The sequence below is a fragment of the Bacillus sp. EU63 genome, from assembly GCF_038592915.1.
GTDB lineage: Bacteria > Bacillota > Bacilli > Bacillales > Bacillaceae > Bacillus > Bacillus velezensis.
The window spans coordinates 892,927-915,001 of the sequence record NZ_CP151944.1 but is presented as its reverse complement, the minus strand read 5'-3'; the positions used below and the strand labels follow the sequence as shown (position 1 = coordinate 915,001).

The 22,075-nt window shown below is 46.4% G+C and carries 21 protein-coding genes and 2 pseudogenes; 5 read left to right on the top strand and 18 right to left on the bottom strand.

What is annotated here, in order from left to right:
- Positions 1–86 precede the first annotated feature (86 nt).
- Positions 87–995, top strand: coding sequence for an RluA family pseudouridine synthase (locus NYE38_RS04715; protein ID WP_017417335.1), 909 nt, complete (start codon positions 87–89; stop codon positions 993–995).
- On the opposite strand, the gene NYE38_RS04710 is transcribed toward NYE38_RS04715, so the two are convergent.
- Positions 992–1,588, bottom strand: coding sequence for a class D sortase (locus tag NYE38_RS04710; RefSeq protein ID WP_017417334.1), 597 nt, complete (start codon positions 1,586–1,588; stop codon positions 992–994). The genes NYE38_RS04715 and NYE38_RS04710 overlap by 4 nt on opposite strands.
- Entirely contained in the window at positions 1,585–3,639 is a 2,055-nt protein-coding gene (locus tag NYE38_RS04705) for a 5'-nucleotidase C-terminal domain-containing protein (RefSeq protein ID WP_017417333.1), read from the bottom strand. Before NYE38_RS04705 ends, NYE38_RS04710 begins: the two co-directional genes overlap by 4 nt.
- Positions 3,640–3,832: 193 nt before the next feature.
- Here NYE38_RS04705 and NYE38_RS04700 point away from each other — a divergent pair, with 193 nt between their 5' ends.
- Positions 3,833–4,498: a spore coat protein gene (locus tag NYE38_RS04700; RefSeq protein ID WP_007610275.1), complete on the top strand. Its 666-nt coding sequence runs from the start codon at positions 3,833–3,835 to the stop codon at positions 4,496–4,498.
- On the opposite strand, the gene NYE38_RS04695 is transcribed toward NYE38_RS04700, so the two are convergent.
- Together NYE38_RS04695 and NYE38_RS04690 are read right to left on the bottom strand one after the other, a co-directional pair.
- Positions 4,499–5,401 (bottom strand): hypothetical protein, encoded by a 903-nt coding sequence (locus NYE38_RS04695; protein ID WP_025649518.1) that lies wholly within the window; start codon positions 5,399–5,401, stop codon positions 4,499–4,501.
- Positions 5,402–5,525: 124 nt separating this feature from the next.
- A complete protein-coding gene (locus NYE38_RS04690; RefSeq protein WP_060963213.1) occupies positions 5,526–6,068 on the bottom strand; it encodes a YhcN/YlaJ family sporulation lipoprotein in 543 nt (180 codons plus the stop codon).
- Positions 6,069–6,212: 144 nt separating this feature from the next.
- On the opposite strand from NYE38_RS04690, the gene NYE38_RS04685 reads away from it, so the two are divergent.
- Positions 6,213–6,785, top strand: coding sequence for a hypothetical protein (locus NYE38_RS04685; protein WP_340803107.1), 573 nt, complete (start codon positions 6,213–6,215; stop codon positions 6,783–6,785).
- Between the two features lie 99 nt (positions 6,786–6,884).
- Here NYE38_RS04685 and NYE38_RS04680 read toward each other — a convergent pair whose 3' ends face one another.
- Positions 6,885–8,276: an L-cystine transporter gene (locus NYE38_RS04680; RefSeq protein WP_014417276.1), complete on the bottom strand. Its 1,392-nt coding sequence runs from the start codon at positions 8,274–8,276 to the stop codon at positions 6,885–6,887.
- A 151-nt stretch (positions 8,277–8,427) separates the two neighbouring features.
- Between NYE38_RS04680 and NYE38_RS04675 the strand changes: the two are divergent.
- Positions 8,428–9,501 (top strand): annotated as a pseudogene (locus NYE38_RS04675) (diguanylate cyclase); the annotation flags it as partial.
- A gap of 23 nt (positions 9,502–9,524) precedes the next feature.
- On the opposite strand, the gene NYE38_RS04670 reads toward NYE38_RS04675, so the two are convergent.
- Positions 9,525–10,355, bottom strand: a complete 831-nt coding sequence (locus NYE38_RS04670) for a MetQ/NlpA family ABC transporter substrate-binding protein (protein ID WP_172870097.1) — start codon at positions 10,353–10,355, stop codon at positions 9,525–9,527.
- Positions 10,356–10,736: 381 nt separating this feature from the next.
- On the opposite strand from NYE38_RS04670, the gene cspB reads away from it, so the two are divergent.
- Positions 10,737–10,937, top strand: a complete 201-nt coding sequence (cspB, locus tag NYE38_RS04665; protein ID WP_003155376.1) for a cold shock-like protein CspB — start codon at positions 10,737–10,739, stop codon at positions 10,935–10,937.
- 90 nt (positions 10,938–11,027) lie between these two features.
- On the opposite strand, the gene NYE38_RS04660 is transcribed toward cspB, so the two are convergent.
- From NYE38_RS04660 to prkA, 12 genes and pseudogenes are all read right to left on the bottom strand, one after another.
- Positions 11,028–11,975, bottom strand: a complete 948-nt coding sequence (locus NYE38_RS04660; RefSeq protein ID WP_095060944.1) for an ABC transporter permease — start codon at positions 11,973–11,975, stop codon at positions 11,028–11,030.
- On the bottom strand, positions 11,968–12,885 hold the full coding sequence (locus NYE38_RS04655; RefSeq protein WP_012117151.1) for an ABC transporter ATP-binding protein: 918 nt from the start codon (positions 12,883–12,885) through the stop codon (positions 11,968–11,970). Before NYE38_RS04655 ends, NYE38_RS04660 begins: the two co-directional genes overlap by 8 nt.
- Complete coding sequence (locus NYE38_RS04650; protein WP_033574454.1) at positions 12,886–13,602, bottom strand: ABC transporter ATP-binding protein; 717 nt, start codon at positions 13,600–13,602, stop codon at positions 12,886–12,888.
- Positions 13,592–13,969 carry a GntR family transcriptional regulator gene (locus tag NYE38_RS04645; RefSeq protein WP_025650314.1) on the bottom strand — a complete coding sequence of 126 codons (378 nt, stop codon included), beginning with the start codon at positions 13,967–13,969 and terminating at the stop codon, positions 13,592–13,594. The genes NYE38_RS04650 and NYE38_RS04645 overlap by 11 nt, the downstream gene beginning before the upstream one ends.
- A gap of 2 nt (positions 13,970–13,971) precedes the next feature.
- Positions 13,972–14,737 (bottom strand): annotated as a pseudogene (locus NYE38_RS04640) (hypothetical protein).
- A gap of 118 nt (positions 14,738–14,855) precedes the next feature.
- Positions 14,856–15,227, bottom strand: coding sequence for a hypothetical protein (locus NYE38_RS04635; protein WP_014417269.1), 372 nt, complete (start codon positions 15,225–15,227; stop codon positions 14,856–14,858).
- Between the two features lie 12 nt (positions 15,228–15,239).
- The gene (locus NYE38_RS04630) at positions 15,240–15,773 is read right to left on the bottom strand and encodes an NAD(P)H-dependent oxidoreductase (protein WP_003155386.1); all 534 of its coding nucleotides are present in this window, start codon (positions 15,771–15,773) and stop codon (positions 15,240–15,242) included.
- A gap of 24 nt (positions 15,774–15,797) precedes the next feature.
- Positions 15,798–17,393, bottom strand: coding sequence for an MFS transporter (locus NYE38_RS04625; protein WP_003155387.1), 1,596 nt, complete (start codon positions 17,391–17,393; stop codon positions 15,798–15,800).
- A 40-nt stretch (positions 17,394–17,433) separates the two neighbouring features.
- The gene (locus NYE38_RS04620) at positions 17,434–18,099 is read right to left on the bottom strand and encodes an HlyD family secretion protein (protein WP_007610259.1); all 666 of its coding nucleotides are present in this window, start codon (positions 18,097–18,099) and stop codon (positions 17,434–17,436) included.
- 36 nt (positions 18,100–18,135) lie between these two features.
- Positions 18,136–18,600, bottom strand: a complete 465-nt coding sequence (locus tag NYE38_RS04615; RefSeq protein ID WP_003155389.1) for a MarR family transcriptional regulator — start codon at positions 18,598–18,600, stop codon at positions 18,136–18,138.
- A gap of 186 nt (positions 18,601–18,786) precedes the next feature.
- Complete coding sequence (gene yhbH / locus NYE38_RS04610; RefSeq protein WP_017417325.1) at positions 18,787–19,965, bottom strand: sporulation protein YhbH; 1,179 nt, start codon at positions 19,963–19,965, stop codon at positions 18,787–18,789.
- Between the two features lie 190 nt (positions 19,966–20,155).
- Positions 20,156–22,051, bottom strand: coding sequence for a serine/threonine protein kinase PrkA (prkA, locus tag NYE38_RS04605; RefSeq protein WP_003155391.1), 1,896 nt, complete (start codon positions 22,049–22,051; stop codon positions 20,156–20,158).
- Positions 22,052–22,075: the final 24 nt, after the last annotated feature.

The following is a 22,075-nucleotide window of genomic DNA, read 5'->3' as shown; positions in this document are numbered from 1 at the left end:
AGAATAGCATAGAAAAAAACGCGAAAGCTAAGGTAAGTGTTTCCTATTGAAACAGCCGCTTTCCGCTTGAAAAGGAGCTTTATGATATGAAACAAAATGACCGCGGTCTGGAACTCCTGATTACGGAAAAGCACGCCGGACAATGGCTGTTTTCAGTCCTGAAATCTGAATTCCAGGCGTCAAAACCCGTAATTACGGAATGGATGAACCAAGAAAGCATTCAGGTGAATCGGACATCCCCGAAAAACAATATCATACTGAAGACCGGAGATCGCTTATTCATTGATCTTCAGGAAAAAACGGGTTCTTCGGTGACTCCGGAATACGGAGAGCCGGACATTTTATTTGAGGACAATCATATGCTGATTGCAAATAAGCCGGCGGGAATGCCGACTCATCCAAATGAAGAGGGTCAGACCGGCACCCTCAGCAACCTGATCGCTTACCATTTTCAAATCAACGGCGAGCAGGCGAAAGTGCGCCACGTTCACCGTCTTGACCGTGACACGTCAGGCGCGGTCGTTTTCGCGAAACACCGCCTGGCCCATGCAATCCTTGACCGTCAGCTCGAAACCAAAACATTAAAACGCACCTATATCGCCGCGGCGGAAGGAAAAGTCACGCCGAAAAAAGGCACGGTTGACTCGCCGATCGGCCGCGACAGGTCACATTCCGTCAGACGGCGCGTCTCACCCGGCGGACAAGCCGCCGTCACCCATTACAGAGTGAAAGGCTATCATCCCGGTGCGCAGCTTACATTGGCAGAGCTTGAACTGGAAACCGGGAGAACACATCAAATCAGGGTGCATATGGCAAGCATCGGCCATCCGTTGGCGGGCGATGACCTGTACGGCGGAAGCAGGACGCTGTTTCACAGGCAGGCGCTTCACGCCAAAAAAGTCAGTGTCGTCCATCCGATCTCAGGAGAAGAAATCGTTGCCGAGGCGCCGATGCCGGCTGATCTGGCTCATTTTACCGAAACGTATTTTTCTTAAACCGGGTCGGCATATATAATATATCGTTTCGGCGCATTTCCAATGTAAGAAAACGGATAGCAAGTGGTCAGGATCAGTTCCTCCCGCTTGTGCTGAAGGGTGATGACAGATGTATCATCCCGGCTGACGATTTTTGTACGGCTGATTTTATAAGAAAACGTGCCGTAAGACAAAATCACGTTCAGTCTGTCTCCTTTTTTCAGTTCGCCGGTCCGGCGGAACACCGTGTCCCTGTGGCCGGATAACACAATTTGGCCGTGATCGCCCGGATAATAGCTGTCCTTATAATGTCCGACGCCTTTTGCTAAATCATCTGCGTCAGTCCCTTCGACGATCGGGAGCTCAGCGTCGATTTCAGGAATTTCTAAAATGCCGCTTGCCTCACCCGTTTCGGGGTGAAATTCTTTTTTGCGCTGTGTCAGCACAGCGCTTTTTGTTTCGTTCTTTTCCAAGACAGGTTCTGTTGCTTGTTTTGCTTCTTCAAGCGATTGGTTCGTTTTCATATGTGAATCAATGATCTTCCAGCTTCCGTAACATGTGATGATGATACCGGCGATGATGACGAGAAGCGGAATATGTTTCAGTTTGTTCATCGTGTGCGGGTTCCCCTTTTCTTTCTGAAAAGCCAATATACGCCGGCACCCGTGATCATCAGGCCGGCCAATGCCGTCTGATGGCTGCCCGCTGAAGTATCAGGCAATGGGCGGCCTTTTTGTGTGCCGCTTTCAGTCTGTTTTGTGCTCTGTTCCGAATTTGCGGCAGACGCCGGACGGGATTCGGGAATTGACTGCACTGTATCAGATGCTGTTTCTTTTACGACAGGACGTTTAGGTTTTTTGGTTTGATCAGGCTGTTCTGCTGCATCCGGTTTTTTAGCGGGTTTTTCCGCTTGAGGTTTTTCTCCTTTATCAGGCCTGGTGCCGCCCGGTGTTTCCCCGCTTCCCGGCTGATTGCCGGTGTCATCAGGTGTTTCGCCTGCTGATGCCGTGCGGATGCGGCCATCGGTTTGATAAGAAATCGGTGCGGAAAAGCTTTTGACATAGTCTACTGTCGCTTCCAAATCCTCAGGCCCCGTCACCGGATTCTTGCCGAGTTTCCCGATCGGACCGTATTTTGCCCCCGCTGCCGTCGCCATAAATTGATTGACTGTTACTGTATATCCTTTTTCGGGCTGTATGTCTGTCCCGTCCGCCATTTTCATATCAACCGCTTGTCCGGTTTCCGGGTTCCATGTATAGGTAAATCCGCTGATGCTGTAATCCGGACCGTACACCGGAGAAATTTGCGCATTAATAATCTCCCGCAAATCTTTTCCTTTGATTTCAAGCTTCGTCAGCACATTGCCGAACGGCTGTACATTATAAAGGTCTCCCCATGTGATCGGCCCTTTTTTTATGCCGTCCCGGATGCCTCCCCCATTCATAAGCGCAAAATCGGATTTCATCTTCGCTTTCATACCGTCGGCAATCAGATTTCCGAGCGCCGTGTCGCCGTCATTTGAATACCCGCCCGTTATATCATGGGCCGCTTCCCCGACCGTTTCGCTGATAATCGGTTTCACTTTCTCTTCATATTTGCTTAATATGCCTGCCGCAGCCGGGTCAGGCTTGATTTTACTTTGATCGATATATTGGATTTCCGCTGATTTTTTCACGATATCCTTCGACTCTTTATCAAGTTCAAGATCGGCGATTCCGATTGCTTTTCCGTATTCAAATGCCTGCACGATCAGCTTGCCGTTGATTTCTCCGTTTACGACTTTATGATTGTGCGCGGCGAAAATCACATCAATCTCTGAGTCTGTTCCGCTTGCAAGCTTTGCGGATTCTCCCGTGATGGCTGAGCCATTTTGTTCAGCAGACATATGGGCGAGTACGGCGATTGCTTTAATTCCTTTTTTCTTCAGGTCAGCGGCGGCGTCATTGACGGCCTTTACCTCATCCGTAAACGTAATATTTTTAATTCCGTCCGGGATGACCATGCCTGCCGCCGATCTGGTTACAACCCCGATAAATGCGACCGGAATTCCGGAAACGTATTTGATTTCATACGGCGGCAGAAAGGACTCCCCTGACTTCAGTTTACAGTTTGCGCAGACGAGCGGGAAATTTTGGCCGTCATAACCGCTTGTCCCCTTACCGTCCGGATGATCTCCTCCATTGATGATCCGTTTAAGCTCATCCGTTCCTTCATCGAATTCGTGATTGCCGACAGTTCCGACATCAAAACCGATGTCTTCCATCAATTCTACTGTCGGTTCATCCTGAAAAAGGGCTGACACGGGAGAGCTGCCCCCGATCATATCGCCCGCATGCACGACAAAGGCGTGTTCTTTCTCGGCTTTCGCCTTTTTAATGTACGCGGCGGCGTAGTCCATCCGCCCGAAAGTGCCATCCGGTTTACCGTCTCCGTTAAGGTCAAGCTCATATTGCTGATCAATTTTTCCGTGCAGATCATTCATGCTGATGATTCTGAGCGGGACACGGCCGGAGTCTTCAGTCTGCCGTTCTTTATACGCTTTATCCGTGCCGGCTTCATTCAGTGATCCGGCTTGTCCGATTGCTTCCGCATCTTTCACGCTGAACATCATAAAACAAACCGTCAGCAAACAGCACGAAAGACGCATACCCCTTTTTTTCTTCATTCATTTCCCCCCCTGTCTTCTAAGAAATACGTTAGCTTATTTTCTTAAAAATCACATCACTTTTTTGTAAAGATTGTATTCGCTGGCGCAAAATAGTAAATAATCCCCACGTAACGAAATAGGTCTTGATGTATAACGGATCGGCTTTTTTCACATCTTAATGATGATTTGACATGAAGGAGGAAAACAACCAGTGGAACAGCAGCAGAATCAGCAGCAGCCGCCAGTAAATCAGGGGATCCCGGGTTCACCGCAAGTGAATCACGGAGGACATGAGCTTTTCGATATGCATGAAGTGCTGGCCGGAACAGTCGGCGTTTTGGATCAATTTATGATGCTCAGACAGTTTATACAGGATCAGCAGCTGGCCGACATCCTTGACCGCCAGTATCAATTCATTCTCGGACTCTATAATCTGACGGCAGAATGCTTTAAAACCGGCCAAAAGCCTTCTCAGGAAACGTCGACATATATGATGAAGGAACAGAACCAGGCCGTCTACGGTATAAAACCGACTCAGCCGAAAAAACCGAATCAATCATTAAATGATGTCAAAGATCTCGGGATCAGCGGCCATATGCTCGGCCTGATTAAAGCTCAAGCTTCTCTCTTGACGATGAGCTCGCTTGAAATGACCAATCCCGTCACAAGAAGAGTGCTTTCCGCCCAAATTCAGCAATATGTCGAAATGGCGTTTGAAATCTTCTTATACCAAAACAAACACGGTTATTATCAGGTTCCTCAGCTCAATGCACAAGATATGCAGACCATGCTGAATTCATTTGCGCCGGCGCAGGGACAGCCGCAAATGCCTCCGATTAAAGGACAAATGGGACAGCAGCAGCAAAACCTCCATTGATTAAAAAACGGCGTTGGAAACCTGACTCTCCAATGCCGTTTTCTTTTTTTCATATGCTTTTGTGAAATCATGTTCAAATCGTTTCAGGCTTTCTTTCGTAGCCGCTTCAAAGCCTTTTTCAAAATCCTGTGTTTCGGCGGTTTTGTTGATAATGGTTAAGATAATGCCTTCTCCGAATGTTTCGGTTAAGTCCTTTATCATATAGAAGCTTTGCAAATAGACATCTGTTTCATATTCCATACGCGATTTCTGCCATTTTCGGTCGGTCGTTAATTGATCAAACGGCACGACGGAAAATGCAATCGGATCAATGACTACATCATAATGCGCGACCCACTCGCTCAGCCCCTCATGAAACCAAAGCGGAAATACAGACGTATCCGTCCCCAATTGCCGCGTTTTTTGATGAAACGCGTAGTGTGTATATTCATGTATAATCAATTGCTTATACATGAAAACGGCCAGCTCATCTTTTTTCAAAAGCTGTTTTTTCTCTTCAGGCAAAAGCCCCATCATCTGCTCCTGTTCTGAATAAAAACCGACTACATTTTTCAATCCTGAATATTGCTCCATTTCAGCTTCATCTGAAAAAAAAATGAGTTCAAGTGGCGCTGCACCTTTATAGCCGACAATGATTTGATTGATACGCTTTGCGTGGTCCAGCGTAAGCTTGGTCAGATCCAAGAGCGGCTTTTCATCCGCCGTATAGTAAATCGCTGTATGTTTGTAAATTTCTTTATTCATGTGTTCAGTCACTTGTTCCTTCGTCGGAACAGAGCGGCTGTTTTGGCCTGACAGGACGTACATCATACTTACTGAAACGGCTGAACTGACAGCCAATATGACAAGGACTCCGCACAGGATCAGAGTGAATGCCGCCCGTTTCCCCATGCCGTCACGCAAACAAGCTCCCTCCCCGATCCTTCAATTTTCATCTCATTCTTTACTTTATGCGCCGGAAGGTTTGGCCGTGACGGCAGATAAAATAAAAAAGCCGCAGCAAATGCGGCTTTTCCATTCATTTCATTTATTTATTGGGGGTTGGGAATACACGCTGCACCATTTGGCCGAATTCATCAAACAGACCGGATACCGGGTGGCCGTTTTTGATTCGTTTTCCGTAGCCTTGCATACGTTCCACGAAATCCGGATTCGCTGATACATATACTGTCCGGACATGTTTATCGGCTGATTTCACCTTATCGGTAATCTTATTTTTCAAATGGTTGGCGATGGCGCCTTTTTGCCCGTTTGTCAAAACAACAGCAACATAAGCGGTGTTTCCGGCAATGATCACAGTTGCATTTTTAACTTCTTTCAGATCAGTCACCTTGTCTGCGGCTTTATCGGCAACGCTCAGGTTACGGTCGTTATTGTGATCTGCGGTGTTTTGGTTATGACGGTTCCCTGTATTCATATTTGTCGCACCGTCGTTAGGCGTGTTGCGGTAATTTACATTTTGGGTGCGGTTGTCATTTCGTTTTCCTTCTCCCTGGTTTCCCATACTGCACCCTGCGGTAATCAGCATCGGCAGAAGAAGGGCAGAGATAACTGCTTGTTTTTTTATCATGTGAATTCCTCCTTTCTCACTTTACGTATAGGTTTTTCTATTCGGCTGGATTTATGCACTCCGTTTGCATTTTGAGCGGTTTGGATAAATATCAGAAGGAAAGGAAAAGATAAATGTAATCACTAGAATGAGGAGGGATTTAACTTGTTCAGACAAAAAAAAGGCATCAGCCCGACAGCGCTGCTGATTGGCTCATCACTTTTGATTGCAGCTTTATCACCGGAAATCCGCCGCAAAATCACCGGAATGGTTTCAGGCCGAATGCAGCATAAAGATGACGCACACTCCATGCAGCCTGCTGAGATGATTAAGCAGGCTTTCGGCGGAGAATCCGGCGGACAGCAGCACACGGACAAAGCACGGCACTCACAAGGCGGCTCCATGCAGCCTGCCGAGATGATCAAACAGGCGTTCGGCGGGGATTCCGGCGGACAGCAGCACACGGACAAAGCCCGGCATTCACAAAACGGCTCCACGCAGCCTGCCGAGCTGATCAAACAGGCATTCGGCGGGGGTTCCGGCGGAAGGCAGCATGAGCAGACTTCCCGCAATCACTCCGGCTCATCCCATACGGACGGACAGGCAGACCGCAGTAAAGAAACTTCGCCGAAGCCTCACTATACCGAGCCGATTCACTTTGAAGAAAGCGCGGTAAATGTTTTAAATGACAGCACCGTGATGAATATGCTGGAAGAAATTGAACCCGGAAATCATTAGAAAACGAAAAAATCCTTCATTCGTTCAACGATGAAGGATTTTTCGTTTTAGCGCTCTATCTATTATTTTTCTATAAGAGAATGAACCATCGATCTGCTTTTAAGCTTCTTCAGCTTCAATGACGATTGAGGAATCATTGTACACCGCGGTATCGGTTTCCTTCGTCATTTTACTTGTTAACAGCCCTGCGGTCATACTGCCGCTGACATTTAAGGCGGTGCGCCCCATGTCAATTAACGGCTCAATTGAAATGAGCAGCCCGGCAAGCGCGACAGGCATGTTCAAAGCGGATAGGACGAGCAGAGCCGCAAATGTCGCGCCGCCTCCCACGCCTGCTACACCGAATGAACTGATTGCCACGATGGCGATGACGGAAATGATAAATCCCGGTTCAAACGGGTTTTGCCCCACTGTCGGCGCAATCATCATCGCGAGCATCGCCGGGTAAATGCCGGCACAGCCGTTTTGACCGATCGATAAGCCGAATGAACCGGCGAAGTTCGCAATTCCTTCCGGGACGCCCATGCTTTTTTGTGTTTTAATATTGAGCGGCAAAGCCCCTGCGCTTGAACGGGACGTAAACGCAAACACCATGACAGGAAATGCTTTTTTCACGTATGTGATCGGATTTAAACCGCTGAACGTAATCAGCAGCAAGTGAATGATAAACATGACGATAAGCGCGGCGTATGAAGCGATCACAAACATCCCCAGTTTCGCAATGCTGTCGATGTCGCTTGTCGCGATCGTCTTTGTCATAATCGCCAATACCCCGTAAGGCGTCAGTCTTAAAATTAATGTCACGACGCGCATAATAATCGCGTATACCGCATCGACAATTCCGCTGAACGTCGCAGCGTGCTCCGGCTGCTTCCGTTTCACGCCCAGAAAAGCGATGCCGAGGAAAGCGGCGAAAATAACGACTCCGATGGTGGAAGTCGGTCTGGCCCCCGTGAAATCAAGAAACGGATTTCCCGGCAGAAGCTCAACGATTTGCTGAGGCAGCGTTTTGGCCGTCATATCCTCAGATTTTTGCTGCAGCTCCTGGCCTCTTGATAACTCGGTGCTTCCCTGGTCGATATGAACGGCTTTCAGATCAAAGGAAAGCGCCGAAACAATTCCGACTGCCGCAGCAATTGCTGTTGTAGCGATCAAAATCCCAATGATCAGTCCGCTGATTTTCCCGATGTTATGGGTCAGTTTCAGCTTCGTAAATGCGCCGAGAATAGAAATAAAGACTAGCGGCATGACGATCATCTGAAGCAATTTGACATAACCGCCGCCGGCAATATTAAACCAATCGGCCGTTTGTGTCACGATATGTGAAGCCGGCCCGTAAATCAATTGCAGTGCAAAACCGAATACAATGCCTAGTCCGAGCGCGGTAAAGACACGTTTAGAAAAGGAAACGTGTTTTTTTTGCATGACAAACAGACCTGCTATAAGCAAAAGCATAATAAAAACATGTAAGACTATAAATAAATTCTCCAAAACAGGTAAACACTCCCTTGCTCATTATCCTTTAACACTATATTATATGAATTCCGATCGGTCAAGTAAGAATTGGCAAAATATGTATTTTTATAGACTTTTCTCTTTTCTTTCCACCCTTTCTCTAGTAACTTATATAAGGGTGATTGTTATGCTGAAGGAACTGTTTCTTAATTTGACGATTTTAATTACATTTAATTATCTGTTCACCCTTCTTTTTAAAGAGTCGCTTTCGTATAAAGAAGACCGTCTGATGTTTCAATTACTGAAGGGGACGGTCTGCGGGCTTTTAGGGGTTTTTCTGATTGCTTTCGGCTTTTCTTACTCCGATTCCATCATTGATCTCAGAAATATCCCCATTATCATCGCCGCTCTTTACGGAGGCTGGGTGTCTACGGCAGCCGCCTTTGCGATTATCGTCGCAGGCCGTATCCTGATCAATTTCAATGCCAGCGCCATTTTTTCCATCGCCGCCGTCGGGGTTATTGCGATACTTTCTGCGGCCGTCCTCAGAGGAAAAAAGCCGGATCACAAAATGGCGTTCGTTATGCTGCTTTTTTCAAATGTTATTTTCACCCTGACGCTGCTGTTTCTTATGCCCGAACAGCCTGCCGGGGCCCTCGTTTATTATTGGCTCATTTCCGTCTTGGGCGGAATGCTGTCGCTGTATATTATTAAACACGAAGCCGATGCCCGCCTTTTGTTCAAGCAATACAAGTTTCAAGCGAATTATGATTTTCTGACGGGGATTTTTAATAAGAGAAAATTCGAGGAAGTCTCGCGCGGTCTGTACGATCGGGCGTCTCAATCCCCCTCGTCTCAGCTCGCGCTTATTTTTTTGGATATTGATCACTTTAAGCAGATCAATGATCAATACGGCCATTATGAAGGGGACCAAGTGCTGAAGGAACTGGGGGCGCGCCTGAGGCTCTTACTCAGCAGTTCTGATCCGTCAGCCCGCATCGGCGGGGAAGAATTTGCCGTGCTTATGCCCAATTGCACGTATACAAAAGGGCTTCACCTCGCAGAAGAAATCAGGCACACGATTGACGCGGACCCGATTCTGCTGACGAGCGGAGATACAATTCCCGTGACCGTTTCCCTCGGCATCGCGCATTATCCGACAAATACATCGGACCCTCAGACATTGCCCCTGATCGCGGACCGGATGCTGTACAAAGCGAAAACATCAGGGCGCAATCAAGTGTGCAGCACTGAAAAAAAAAGAATGATCGCCCGAAGAGGAAATCATTCTTTCTTTTCAGTGAGAAAGCCGCCCCTCAGGAAAACAGGAATCAGGCTGCCCTCATATTCTTTTTCAATAAACGCCGCGGTATCATCTGATTGATACAAAGACAGGAGTTTTTGCATCCGTTCATCATCTTTATCCTCAGCTCTGACGGCGATCAGATGAATATACGCTTCCTTCATTTGCGCCGATCGGATCAGCGCGTCCTTCTCCGCATGAAATCCTGCTCTTTTCGCCTCGCTTTGACTGAGAACTGCTGCGTCAGCATGTTCCGCCGCCTGATAGGCGTTCTTTTTTGTTTCCGTTTTTAAGGTCAGATGCTTCGGGTTGCCCTTGATCATATCAGTTGAACCCGTACCGGTGAATCCCTTTTTCAATGTCATCAGTCCGGCCTCCTGCATGAGAAAAAGCGCCCTGCCGAAGGCCGCCGCTTCACCAGGCACGGCAATGACCGCTCCGTCCGGTATATCCTTCAGCCGTTTATGCTGCTTGGAATACACCCCCAGCGATGCCGCATATGTCGTTCCTAAAGGAGCCAGCTTCTTTTTCACATGAGGCGGCAAAGATTGAAAATAAGAAACGGATTGAAACGCATTGGCGTCAAGATCCCCGCCGGCAAGCGCCAAATCGGCCTCGGCATAATCCGAAAACGTTACCAAAGACAGCTGCAATCCTTCCTCACCGGCTTTTTTCGCGACAAACTCCCAGATCGATTGATCAGATTCATTGATTCCGATAGTAATTGTCCGGTTCCCGTCAGGATAATGGCATGAAGTAAGTGACATGATCAAAATGAAAAGAAACAGACTGTTTATAAGCCGCAGGTTCAAGTTGACCTACTCCCTATCTATTTTTATGTACAGAGGCTGCACCATGGTATTCGGGCTCATGATTACATACAATACCGATTAAAAAAAGGGTTGTCAATTGCTTCCTTAAGAGACCGTAAAGCGGTTTTATCAGCTGAAAATGGGCTGTTCTAGTCTCAAATCAGATTTCCGTATCAGAGCGTTCCCCTCTTAAAACATGTTATTTCGAAAAAAGTTACATTTAGCAGTTGTTTTTTCTTCGAATTACTGGTAGAGTAAAGGTAATTATTTTTGTTCGAACTATCTTTAAGAAGAAAGTTTTGTAAGAGTTTTCGTCTTGGAAGTTTGTTTTAGAGCAAGAATAGTGAATTTAAGCGTTATGTCGCTTTAGGAGGAAATTTCATGTTAGAAGGTAAAGTAAAATGGTTCAACTCTGAAAAAGGATTCGGATTCATCGAAGTAGAAGGTCAAGACGATGTATTCGTTCACTTCTCTGCTATTCAAGGCGAAGGCTTCAAAACTTTAGAAGAAGGCCAATCTGTTTCTTTCGAAATCGTTGAAGGAAACCGCGGACCACAAGCTGCTAACGTAACAAAAGCATAAATTGTTTAAAAAACCTGCCGGTGTACGCCGGCAGGTTTTTTTCATCTAAAACGAAAAGCTGTTTTGCAAAGGCAAAACAGCTTTTTTATATCAGGTGGCAATATCGCGTTTTAAGAAGACGCCGAATGCGAGCGCCAGAAAAATAACGAAGTAAATCACAAGCATCACAACCGAAAATGTCATCGTCATCCCCTCTACTAAAGGAGTCCCGTTCATATATTGCGACAAATCCGTGTTCGCAAATAAAATATATTTGGTCCATTCAAATTTCGCAGCAAGAAATACCGTCGCCGTGTTCCCCATAACCAATAGAAAAATAGAAAATCCGACCGCTAATGAGCTGTTCCGGAATACCGCAGACAGCATAAACGCCATCGTCGCAAGCATAAAAGCGGAGACAGATTCATAGACATATGTTTTAGCGAGGAAAGCGATGATATTTTGCTCAAAAACATGGCCGTCTTTGTATACGAGATGAACATCAGCCGCAGTATCTCCGCCTGTACCGAAAAAGACCAATCCCAACAGAGCGGAGCCGGCAAATAAAATCACAAGCATCAGCAGTCCGAACAGCAGCACCGTCATATATTTAGATAGCAAAATCTGAAAACGGCTGAGCGGACGGATAGCCAGCAGCTTGATCGTCCCCCAGTTGAACTCATTCGCCACGATGCCTGCGGCAATGATAATCGTAAACAGCCCGGTCAAAACAGTCATCATCGAAGAATCAGCTACGTATGACCACACTGTGTACCCTGTATCCTCGGGGATGTTATGATCCATACGGTATTGATTTATCGCGACATTCTGTTTCAGGTTATCAATGAGCGTCTGGTTTCCGGTTTCCTTCATCTGCTGTTTCATTTCTTTGTTATCAGCTTGGAGCTCCTGTTTCCAATTCGGATTGGCTTCGTTCGAGGTGAAATGGTTTGACAGAAGCGCAAAACCGATCATCGAAACGCCTAAAATTACAATCATAGCCCACGTGCCGACGCGGCTGAAAATTTTTATCCATTCATTATAGATCAGCTTAAACATATTGAACCTCCTCTTTCGTCCCGCCGGTAATCTCCAAGAAACGGTCTTCCAAAGATTTTGTCATGATTTTCACTTCATATAAGCGGATGTTTTCACGGACGAGCAGAGATATCACATCAGGCACTTCCTGTTTTGACAGCTTGATCTCAATACCGTTTGTCTTCTTCACACAATCAAACTGACTCAGAACGGCAAGAGCCTCTTCTCTTTGTTCAATATGGAAGAAGTATGTATCTTTATCCTCTTTTCCTTCATCCCTTACTTTTTGAATATCGACAAGCTCCCCTTTTTGCAGAATGCCGATTCGGTCGCACATTAACTCCATTTCTGACAGCAGATGGCTAGAGACGATGACAGCCATTCCTTTTTCACGTGTCAGCTTTTTCAGATGGTCCCTGATTTCCCTGATGCCCGCGGGATCAAGGCCGTTTGTCGGTTCATCCAGAATCAGCACCTTAGGATTATGCAGCAGGCTTTGGGCGAGGCCGAGACGCTGTCTCATTCCGAGAGAGTAGGTTTTTACTTTGTCATGTATTCTGTCCTGCAACCCGACGAGCTCGATGACCTCATCTATTTTTTCTTTCGTAACGCCTTTTACCATCCTTGCGTACTGCTGTAAATTTTTATAACCGCTCAGGAATTTGTACAGCTCCGGGTTTTCCACGATGGCTCCGACGTGCCTGACCGCTTTTGCATAGTTTTTCGTAATGGATTCCCCGCAGATTACGATGTCTCCCTGAGACAGTTTCATTAATCCGACCATCATTCTGATCGTAGTGGTTTTCCCCGCTCCGTTCGGCCCTAAAAATCCAAACACTTCGCCCGCCCGGACGGAGAAGCTCAGATCATGAATAATCGTTCGTCCTTTTATCGTTTTCTTTACCTGTTGCAGTTCTAATACCGTTTCCAATTAGAATCCCCCTTCTATTTCGTGCGCCTGCATGACGCTTCTGTACCATTGCAGCACGGACATTCCTTCCTGTTCCCGGATTTCTTCGACCTCGCGCCGTTCAGCGATTTTCCCTTTTATGAAAACCATCACTTCGTCTAACAGCGTCTCAATCTCGCCGATCTCATGCGTGGCGATGACGACGATCTGGCTGTCAAAATCAATATAAGATACGAGACTGTTGACAATCGACTCCCTGACCGCCGGATCAAGACCTGAAAACGGCTCATCCAGCAGAATGACGGATGCTTTTCTCGAGAGGGCCAAGACGATTTTCAGCCTGCCCCGGCTGCCTTTGGACAGCTCTTTTATCTTCTGCTTCGCTGAAAGATTCATTTCCGTTAATAGGTTATGTGCTTTTTCGAGCTGAAAATCCGGGAATTGCGAATGATAAAATGTGAGCATATCACCGACGGTCGTCCGGGCGGAAAACATATCATGTTCGGTTAAATAAGCCGTACGAAACAGCATGTTCCTGCTTACTGCGCAATCTCCCATCCGGACGGCGCCCGATGTCGGGAACGCAAGCCCGGCAAGCATTTTAAGCGTTGTTGATTTCCCGCTTCCGTTCGGCCCTAAAATTCCGTAGATTTTACCCGGAGACAATGAAAATGATACATCGCTGACCGCGAGCCTGCGGCCGTATTTTTTTGTTACGCGTTCAAAATCAAGATTCATCGTTTGCTTCCTCCGCATATTGTTTGATCCCGTCGAGCATTTCCTCAGGAGATAACCCCAGCTCCGCCATTTCCTGAATAAAGCGTTTGAAAACGTCTTTTGTCAGCCTGTCTTTCAGCTCTGCTTTCAGATCGGATCTTTCCGCTATAAAGGTTCCCTGTCCTCTTCTCGTCTCCACGATCCCCAGCCTTTCCATTTCACTGTACGTTCTTTGTATCGTGTTCGGATTCACTTTCATCTGTACGGCCATCTCCCTTACGGACGGCAGTTTGTCCCCCGGTGAAAGCTCACTTCGGATCAGCCGGTAATATACACGATCGGCAATCTGCAGATAAATCGGCTTGGATGACTGAAATTCATTCTCCATCATTACACCTCAACCTTTCGATTCAGCAGCATAGAGGCCAGCGCAAGACAGAGCGCCGCAAGCACGATCACTGCCAAGAAGCTGAAAAGCGAAATGTGGACGGTTCAGCTCCATCGTCCATCCGGTCAATTTTGTATAATGAAAATGAAAATTCGCATACACTTTTACCGGCCATAAATCATGTTGAGATGAAGTGAAAGGCGTAATGATTTTATCGTCAATATAGGTCCAGACAAACGCAAGCACGATGCAGATCACCCAACGGAGGACGGGAACATTTTTTAATGAGTGAAAAACAGTCCAAAATACGGCCACGATCACAGATAAGTACGCTGAACTGATCAGCAGGTAAGCATTCAGTCCGGTTAATGTGCCGGCCAGGGGAATGGCGTGTTCCAGCGCTCCTTTTGCAGAAAGCATCCGGTACATCCAAATGCCGTAACCGGTCAGCGCCAGCTGCCCGATCAACTGATACAGCAGTGAGGCCGTCAGCTTGGAAGCCAGCAGATAAAATCCTCCATTCGGATTGTAAAGCCACAGCTGGTTTTTTCCTTCTTTATGAAGGTGATAGTACATAAAAAGCGGCGCTACAAGAAATTGAAAAAACCCCATTGCCGCAAAAAAGCCGAAAATGACGAGCGGTTCTTTCTGACGGGCAGCGATGACGTGGGCTGCAAACGCCAAGCAAATCATGCCGCAAAGCCACACCGCGAGCCAAATCCATGAAACCTTCGCATCTTTTTTCAGCAAACCTAAAAACGATGTCATTCTTGCTCTCTCCATTCGGATCAAGTGTATGAGTAACATAGTACACTAGATCATCACGTATTACAATATCTTCAATAAAAAAAGACAAATCCGCTCTTACGCAGATTTGCCTTTTCAATTACTTCTTTTTGTTTTTTAAGGAGAGCAGCGCATCACGATAGCTGCTATCCTGCATTTTGCCGCCGCTATCAGGATCGTTTGTTTCCCGATCCGTCTCAGAAGTCTTAAACTTCTGAAGCGCCTGACGGTACACATCATCGCCCATTGTATTCTTTTTCTCACGGGGAGATTCAGATTTCACAACGACGGGAGCATGCTCGGCTGAGCGCTCCTCGGCCGGATCATGCTTTTCCGGCTGTTCGGCTGTAGTGCCGATCGCTTCTCTCTTTTCTTCTTTGACATCCTGTCCTGCAGAAGTGCTGCGGACATTGAATGTGATAAGAAGTGCAATCACAATGACAGCAGCAATAACCGCTATAATAATGGCCATATAACCCTCTCCTTACTGTCGTCCGGCAGTTAGATTACCTGTGACTTGGCTGACACGTCTGCCAAGCGCACGGCCTAATTGAAGGCCTTCTTCCGTCATCAGCACATCGCTGTCAACCGGGCATGTGACGCCTGCGCCGTAGTAAGAGCCGTACAGCGCGTTTTCAGGAACGTTGCCGGGAAGTCCGACAACAATCATGCCTTGGTGAAACATAGGAGTGATCAGATTGTGCATTGTCATTTCTAATCCGCCATGTGTTGTCGCCGTCGTACAGAATACGGCGCCGACTTTATCAATCAGCTCGCCTTCAGCCCACAGATAGCCGAGTCTGTCGATCCACGCTTTTAAGCCTGAACTGATGGTGCCAAAGTGTCCCGGGCATCCCCAGATAATGGCATCCATGTCTTTCAGCTTGCGGATGTCTGCTTGATCGACATGGTCGATCAGGACTTCAGCCTCAGCGTTTTCTCGCGCTCCTTCGGCAATGGCTTCAGCAAGGTGTTTTGTGTGTTCGCCTTCACTATCGTACACTACGTAAATTTTCATTCAGGAAACCTCCCATTCAGATGATTAAGATTCCTTCACTTCTTTAGGGGCCGGAAGCAATGACAGCTCCTCTTTTTTCTTCGCCCGCTGTTTGTCTTTCCGTACGTCACGCAAGAACAGGCTCAGGACTACGCCGATAACCGCAAAGATCGTCGCCCACATAAACGCGTCATTAATCCCCATAACGTTGGAATTAAGTGAAGCTGTTTTGTAGAGATATGAATAAACGGTTTGTTTCGCCGCATCAAGCGACATGTTCATGTTGACCATTAAATTCGAAACCGCGCTTTGGAACGACTGCATGAAGCTTGGATCAGCCGTGCTCGTTTTATCCGCAATCTGCGAATAGTGCATTGTCGTACGGTTCGTATAAATCGTTGTGATCAAACTTGTTCCGATTGAACCGCTGATCTGGCGGAGCGTGTTGCTCATCGCCGTGCCGTGGCTGTTCAACCGTGCCGGAAGCTGGTTCATTCCGGCTGTCATAACAGGCATCATTAACAGTGACATACCGAATGCGCGGATGGCATAGACAAGCATAATGTGCGTGTACGGTGTGTCAATTGTCAATTTTGTGTACTGGAATGTCGTTGCGACCGTGATGACCAGCCCGATAATCGCAAGCGGTCTCGGACCGATTTTGTCAAACAGAATACCGGAAATCGGCGACATGATCAGCATGACAATCGCGCCCGGCAATAGCAAGAGACCCGATTGCAGCGCCGTAAAGCCGACTAAGTTCTGCAGGTAAATCGGAAGCAGGAACATTCCTGTGTAAAGCGCAACGGTAATAATGATGTTAATCACACTGGAAAGTGAGAAAATATCATATTTAAATACCCGGAAGTCGAGCATCGGTTTTTCAGAGCGCAATTGCTGAATGACAAACGCGGCAATCGCGATGACACCGACAATGACGGTAGACAGCACGATCGGATCTCCCCAGCCGTCGCTGCCCGCTTCACTGACTCCGTAAAGCAATGAGGCAAATCCGACAATGGATAGAATCGCACCCAAGCTGTCGAGTTTGATTTTTTGCGGTTCCACCAAGTTCTTAAAGAGGAAAAACGCTATGATAATAACGATTGCCCCGATCGGAACAAGACCGTAGAACATAATGCGCCATGTGTAATGCTCGATGATCCAGCCGGAAAGAGTCGGTCCGACCGCCGGAGCAAACATCATCGCAAGACCGAAAATCCCCATTCCTTTCCCCCTGCTTTCAGGCGGGAAGATAAGCAGAATGGTTGTCATGACCAGCGGCTGCAGGATACCGCCGCCGACCGCCTGAATTAACCGGCCGATCAGCATGGTTGAGAAGTTAGGCGCGATTCCGCAGACTAACGTTCCCGCTGTAAAACAGAACATGGCTACGAGAAAGAGGCTTCTCTGTCCGAACCGGGTAATTAAGAACGCAGATAACGGAATCAAAACACCGTTGACCAGCATGTATCCGGTCGTAAGCCACTGAATCGTCGTCGCACTCACACCGAACTCGGTCATTAAGTGCGGCATCGCCACGTTAAGAAGCGTTTGGTTCAAGATCGCCAGGAATAACCCGGCCATAAGCACAATAAGCAATGTTTTAGGACTTTTTACTTGATTATCTGATTTAGCCACCTAAGACAACCTCCCTTCATGGTTTGATGACTGATCTGTATTATTCAGAAATTTTTACAGATGCGTTCATACCAGGAAGCACCTTGTCAGATGGGTTGCTGAGTGAAATTTTAACAGGAACTTTTTGCGTTACTTTTGTGTAGTTGCCGCTTGAGTTTGAAGAAGGCAGCATATCAAAAGTTGAATTTGTCGCATAACCGATTTCTTCTACTGTTCCGTCAAATGTTGTATTAGGGTCGCCGTCAACAATTACGTCTACTTTGTTTCCTACTTCAATGTCTCTGATGTCTGTTTCTTTAATATTTGCAGTGATGTAAAGGTGTTTCATGTCAATTTCCTGGGCAATTGTCGTACCGGCTTGCACCATTTGGCCGTTTTTCACTTCGTTTTTCACGATTGTTCCATCCATGATGGCTTTTACGTCAGCATTTTGCTGTCCTTTGATTTTTGCAACAACGTCGTTTTTGCTTACTTCTTTCCCCTCATCAAGGTTCCAGTCAGTTACTTTACCTGCAGCAGGAGCTGTGATAGCAGCCATGTCGCCGGCAACTTTTGCTTCATCGGTTTTTACATAGTGTGTGCTTTGATAATAGTAGTAAGCACCTCCGCCTATAATTGCAAGAACAACAATCAAACCGATAATGTTGGTCAGAATTAAACGTCCTCTGTTCATTTTGTTTTCTCCTTTCGTTTCTTCCTCTATCATTTTGTGGAATGATGATAAAAATATGTGGGGATTTTTTTATTTTCCGTTTTTCACTGCACAGCCGTTTGCAAGCTTCGTTAAACTTTCCGCAAGCTTGCGCAGGTACTGCAGTTCAGCGGTATTGAGCTGCCGGTATAAGACCGCCGCTTTTTCGGCATATTGAACCGCAGCTTTCTTTAGAAGTTCTTCCCCCTCTTCGGTTAACTGAATCATAACAACACGCCGGTCGTCGTGATAGTCGCTCCGAACCATTAGGCGGCGCTTATACAGAATATCGGTCATTCTCGTGACAGACGCCGGTTTCAGATCAAGCGACAATGCCAGCCTTGAAAGCTGCGTGCTTTTGCTCTTATGTATTTTGAACATCAGCAGATACTGCAGTACTGTAATATCAAAAGGTTCAAGAACTGTCTCCAGAATCATTTTCTGCTTTTTGTAAATCGATCTGGAAGTATCAAACAGTTGTTCAAAACTGAGCAAAGCGAGCTCTGATTCAATCACCGTATTTTCACCTCATTCCCTTAATAATAGTTCACAAGATAAAATATTAATAAATGAAAGAAGGTTTGTAAAGAGAAAAGTTTCATTTTTTAAGGATTTTTTTTATGCCGTTTTTTCTCTTTATTTTTAATTTAAAAAAGCCGAGTGAAGAACCGCGGCCGCACGATTCTTCACTCGGCTTTATATTTAATACGATGCTTTGCTTACACCGGCTTCCTCATTTTTAAAAAAGCTTTTCAGCGCTTGAAATACGTCTGATTTCTGTTTCAGGATGTAGTATTTAAATTTATCATCTTTGACATTTTTATAGGCGGACATGAGGGTGGAATGCCTGTTATATTGATTGACCTCACCGTAACAGAACAGATTCGATTTTTTCATGATGTCATTGACGAGCTTTACGCACCGGGCGTTATCCGAAGTCAGGTTATCTCCGTCTGAAAAATGAAATGGATAGATGTTGTAGCGGGCGGGGTCATATTTTTCATCAATTAATTCAAGAGATTTCCGGTAAACGGAGGAACAGATGGTGCCCCCGCTCTCCCCTTTCGAGAAAAAATCTTCTTCCGACACGACCTTCGCTTCCGTATGGTGGGCGATAAATTCGATATCAACCGTTTCATACTTTGTCCGTAAAAATCGTGTCATCCAAAAAAAGAAGCTCCTCGCCATATACTTTTCCCATACGCCCATCGAACCGCTTGTATCCATCATCGCTAAAACGACAGCTTTCGATTCCGGCTTCGTCACATCATTCCATGTTTTGTATTTCAGATCTTCCGGATAAATAGGGTAAAACGACGGCTTGCCTGTCATGGCATTTCGTTTATAGGCCGACAGCATCGTCCTTTTCTTATCGATATTCCCTGTCAGCCCGGTTTTCCGGATATCATTGAACTCGATATCGGTATGGACGATATTGTCCCTTTCCTTTTGCTGCAGATTCGGCAGTTCTAATTCCTGAAACAGCGCTTCTTCCAGATCCATCAATGAAACTTCCGCTTCATAATAATCCTCGCCTGCCTGATCGCCGGCTCCCTGGCCTTTTCCAGCCCCCTGCTTTTTATCTGCGCCGTCTCTTGCGACGACATCGCCGACTTCGCTGTCGCCGTCGCCTTGGCCGACATGTTTATTTTTATCATAGTTATAACGGATTTTATATTCATCAAGCGAACGAATCGGGATTTTCACGACATCTTTTCCGTTGGACATAATAATGCTTTCCTCAGTGACAAGGTCCGGAAGGTTGTTTTTTATCGCTTCCTGTACTTTCTTTTGGTGGCGCTGCTGGTCGTCAAACCCTTTGCGATGGAGGGACCAGTCTTCCTCTGAAATCAAAAAATTTCCGCTGTCATTACGGGACATGAATTCCCCTCCTTAACCGTTATGGTCGTTTTACATGTGTATTCCGGCTTGGTCCTGTTTATGAAACAAGTCCGGCGAAAAGATTTATTTTTATCTTATGCCGGCCGGACTCTCCAATTGACAAACAATTGCGAAAAACAGACAAAAGAACCCGTCCTTTTACAGACGGGCCTCTCAATGAAATCAAACATCAGCGGTTTAACAAGCTTCCGACATACTTCAGCAGTTCATTAGCGCTAGTCGAATTATAGCCGTGTTCATCTATTAACCTTGCCACTACCTCATTGACCTTTTTAAGCTGCTGCTCATCCGGCGTTTTCGTTGAGGTCGTAATTTTCACCACGTCTTTTAAGTCTGCGAACAGCTTTTTCTGAATCGCTTCGCGGAGTCTTTCGTGCGAATTATAGTCAAAGCGTTTTCCTTTTCTTGCATAGGCGGATATGCGGATTAAGATTTCTTCGCGGAACGCTTTTTTCGCGTTTTCTGAAATGCCGATCTGCTCTTCAATGGATCTCATCAGTTTTTCGTCAGGATTCATTTCTTCACCCGTCAGCGGGTCGCGGAGCTTATTTTTATTGCAGTACGCTTCCACATTATCTAAATAATTGTCCATGAGAGTTTTAGCGGATTCTTCATATGAATAGACGAACGCCTTCTGCACTTCTTTTTTAGCGATGTCATCGTACTCTTTCCTGGCGGCGGAAATAAAATTCATATACCGCTCTTTGTCCTCGGCGGAGATCGACGGATGCTGGTCAAGTCCTTCTTTTAAGGAACGCAGCACGTCAAGCGAATTGATCGATTCCATATTTTTTCTGATAATTGTTGAGGAAATGCGGTTGATGACATAGCGCGGGTCAATTCCGCTCATTCCTTCATCATGGAATTCCTTCTTCATATCCTCCAGATCAACGGAATTGTAACCTTCAACGCTTTCTCCGTCATAGAGCCTCATTTTTTTGACGAGATCAATATCAGAGCGGTTCGGTTCCTTCAGCCGGGTCAAAATAGAAAACATCGCGGCCACTTTTAATGTATGGGGGGCGATGTGTACGTCAGAAACATCACTTTCAGAAATCATTTTTTCATAAATCCGTTCTTCCTCTGACACCTTTAAATTATAAGGAACAGGCATCACGATGATCCTGGAGTGAAGGGCTTCATTTTTCTTATTGGCAATAAACGAGCGGTACTCCGTTTCGTTCGTATGCGCAACAACCAATTCGTCGGCTGAGATGAGCGCAAACCGTCCGGCTTTGAAATTCCCTTCCTGCGTGAGTGACAGAAGGTGCCACAGAAATTTTTCATCGCATTTCAGCATTTCCTGAAACTCCATCATTCCGCGGTTCGCTTTATTTAATTCACCGTCAAACCGATAAGCGCGCGGATCTGATTCTGAGCCGTATTCGGCAATTGTTGAAAAATCAATACTCCCCGTCAAGTCGGCGATATCCTGTGATTTCGGGTCAGACGGGCTGAAGGTTCCGATTCCGGTACGTTTATCCTCCGAGAAGAATATACGTTCAACCTTTACATCCTCAATTCTGCCGCCGTATTCTTCTTCAAGGCGCATGACATTAAGCGGAGAAAGGCTGCCCTCAATTCTGATGCCGTATTCTCTGTAGAAGTCGTCGCGCAGATGATGGGGAATGAGATGGAGAGGATCTTCATGCATCGGGCAGCCTTTAATGGCGTAAACAGCGCCGTTGTCTGTCAATGAGTAGGCTTCAAGCCCTTTTTTCAGCATGGTGACAAGAGTTGACTTTCCGCCGCTGACGGGTCCCATCAATAGTAAAATCCGTTTTCTTACATCGAGCCGCTTGGCAGCCGGGTGAAAGTATTCCTCCACGAGCCGTTCCAGAGATTCCTCAAGGCCGAACAGCTCCCGCGAGAAAAAGCTGTATGTCTTTTTACCGTCATCCTCCTCGATTCCGCTGTCTTTTATCATATTAAAAACGCGAGAATGAGCAGACTGCGCGACCAATGGATTTTCTTTTATGATCTCCAAATAATCAGCGAACGTCCCTTCCCATTTGAGACGCTGCTCTTCCTCTCTGTACTTTTCAATTTTCTTTAATATATCCATAAGAACCTCCTCTATCATGGTTAA

Excerpts from the sequence above, each read along its gene's own strand:
- yhbH (WP_017417325.1), bottom strand. The coding sequence starts at position 19,965 with ATGTCCCGTAATGACAGCGGAAATTTTTTGATTTCAGAGGAAGACTGG.
- NYE38_RS04620 (WP_007610259.1), bottom strand. The coding sequence starts at position 18,099 with ATGATAGAGGAAGAAACGAAAGGAGAAAACAAAATGAACAGAGGACGT.
- NYE38_RS04645 (WP_025650314.1), bottom strand. The coding sequence starts at position 13,969 with ATGGAGAATGAATTTCAGTCATCCAAGCCGATTTATCTGCAGATTGCC.
- NYE38_RS04710 (WP_017417334.1), bottom strand. The coding sequence starts at position 1,588 with ATGAACAAACTGAAACATATTCCGCTTCTCGTCATCATCGCCGGTATC.
- NYE38_RS04635 (WP_014417269.1), bottom strand. The coding sequence starts at position 15,227 with ATGGCCATTATTATAGCGGTTATTGCTGCTGTCATTGTGATTGCACTT.
- NYE38_RS04650 (WP_033574454.1), bottom strand. The coding sequence starts at position 13,602 with ATGAATCTTGATTTTGAACGCGTAACAAAAAAATACGGCCGCAGGCTC.
- cspB (WP_003155376.1), top strand. The coding sequence starts at position 10,737 with ATGTTAGAAGGTAAAGTAAAATGGTTCAACTCTGAAAAAGGATTCGGA.
- NYE38_RS04660 (WP_095060944.1), bottom strand. The coding sequence starts at position 11,975 with ATGTTTAAGCTGATCTATAATGAATGGATAAAAATTTTCAGCCGCGTC.
- NYE38_RS04690 (WP_060963213.1), bottom strand. The coding sequence starts at position 6,068 with ATGATAAAAAAACAAGCAGTTATCTCTGCCCTTCTTCTGCCGATGCTG.
- prkA (WP_003155391.1), bottom strand. The coding sequence starts at position 22,051 with ATGGATATATTAAAGAAAATTGAAAAGTACAGAGAGGAAGAGCAGCGT.
- NYE38_RS04705 (WP_017417333.1), bottom strand. The coding sequence starts at position 3,639 with ATGAAGAAAAAAAGGGGTATGCGTCTTTCGTGCTGTTTGCTGACGGTT.
- NYE38_RS04630 (WP_003155386.1), bottom strand. The coding sequence starts at position 15,773 with ATGAAAATTTACGTAGTGTACGATAGTGAAGGCGAACACACAAAACAC.
- NYE38_RS04715 (WP_017417335.1), top strand. The coding sequence starts at position 87 with ATGAAACAAAATGACCGCGGTCTGGAACTCCTGATTACGGAAAAGCAC.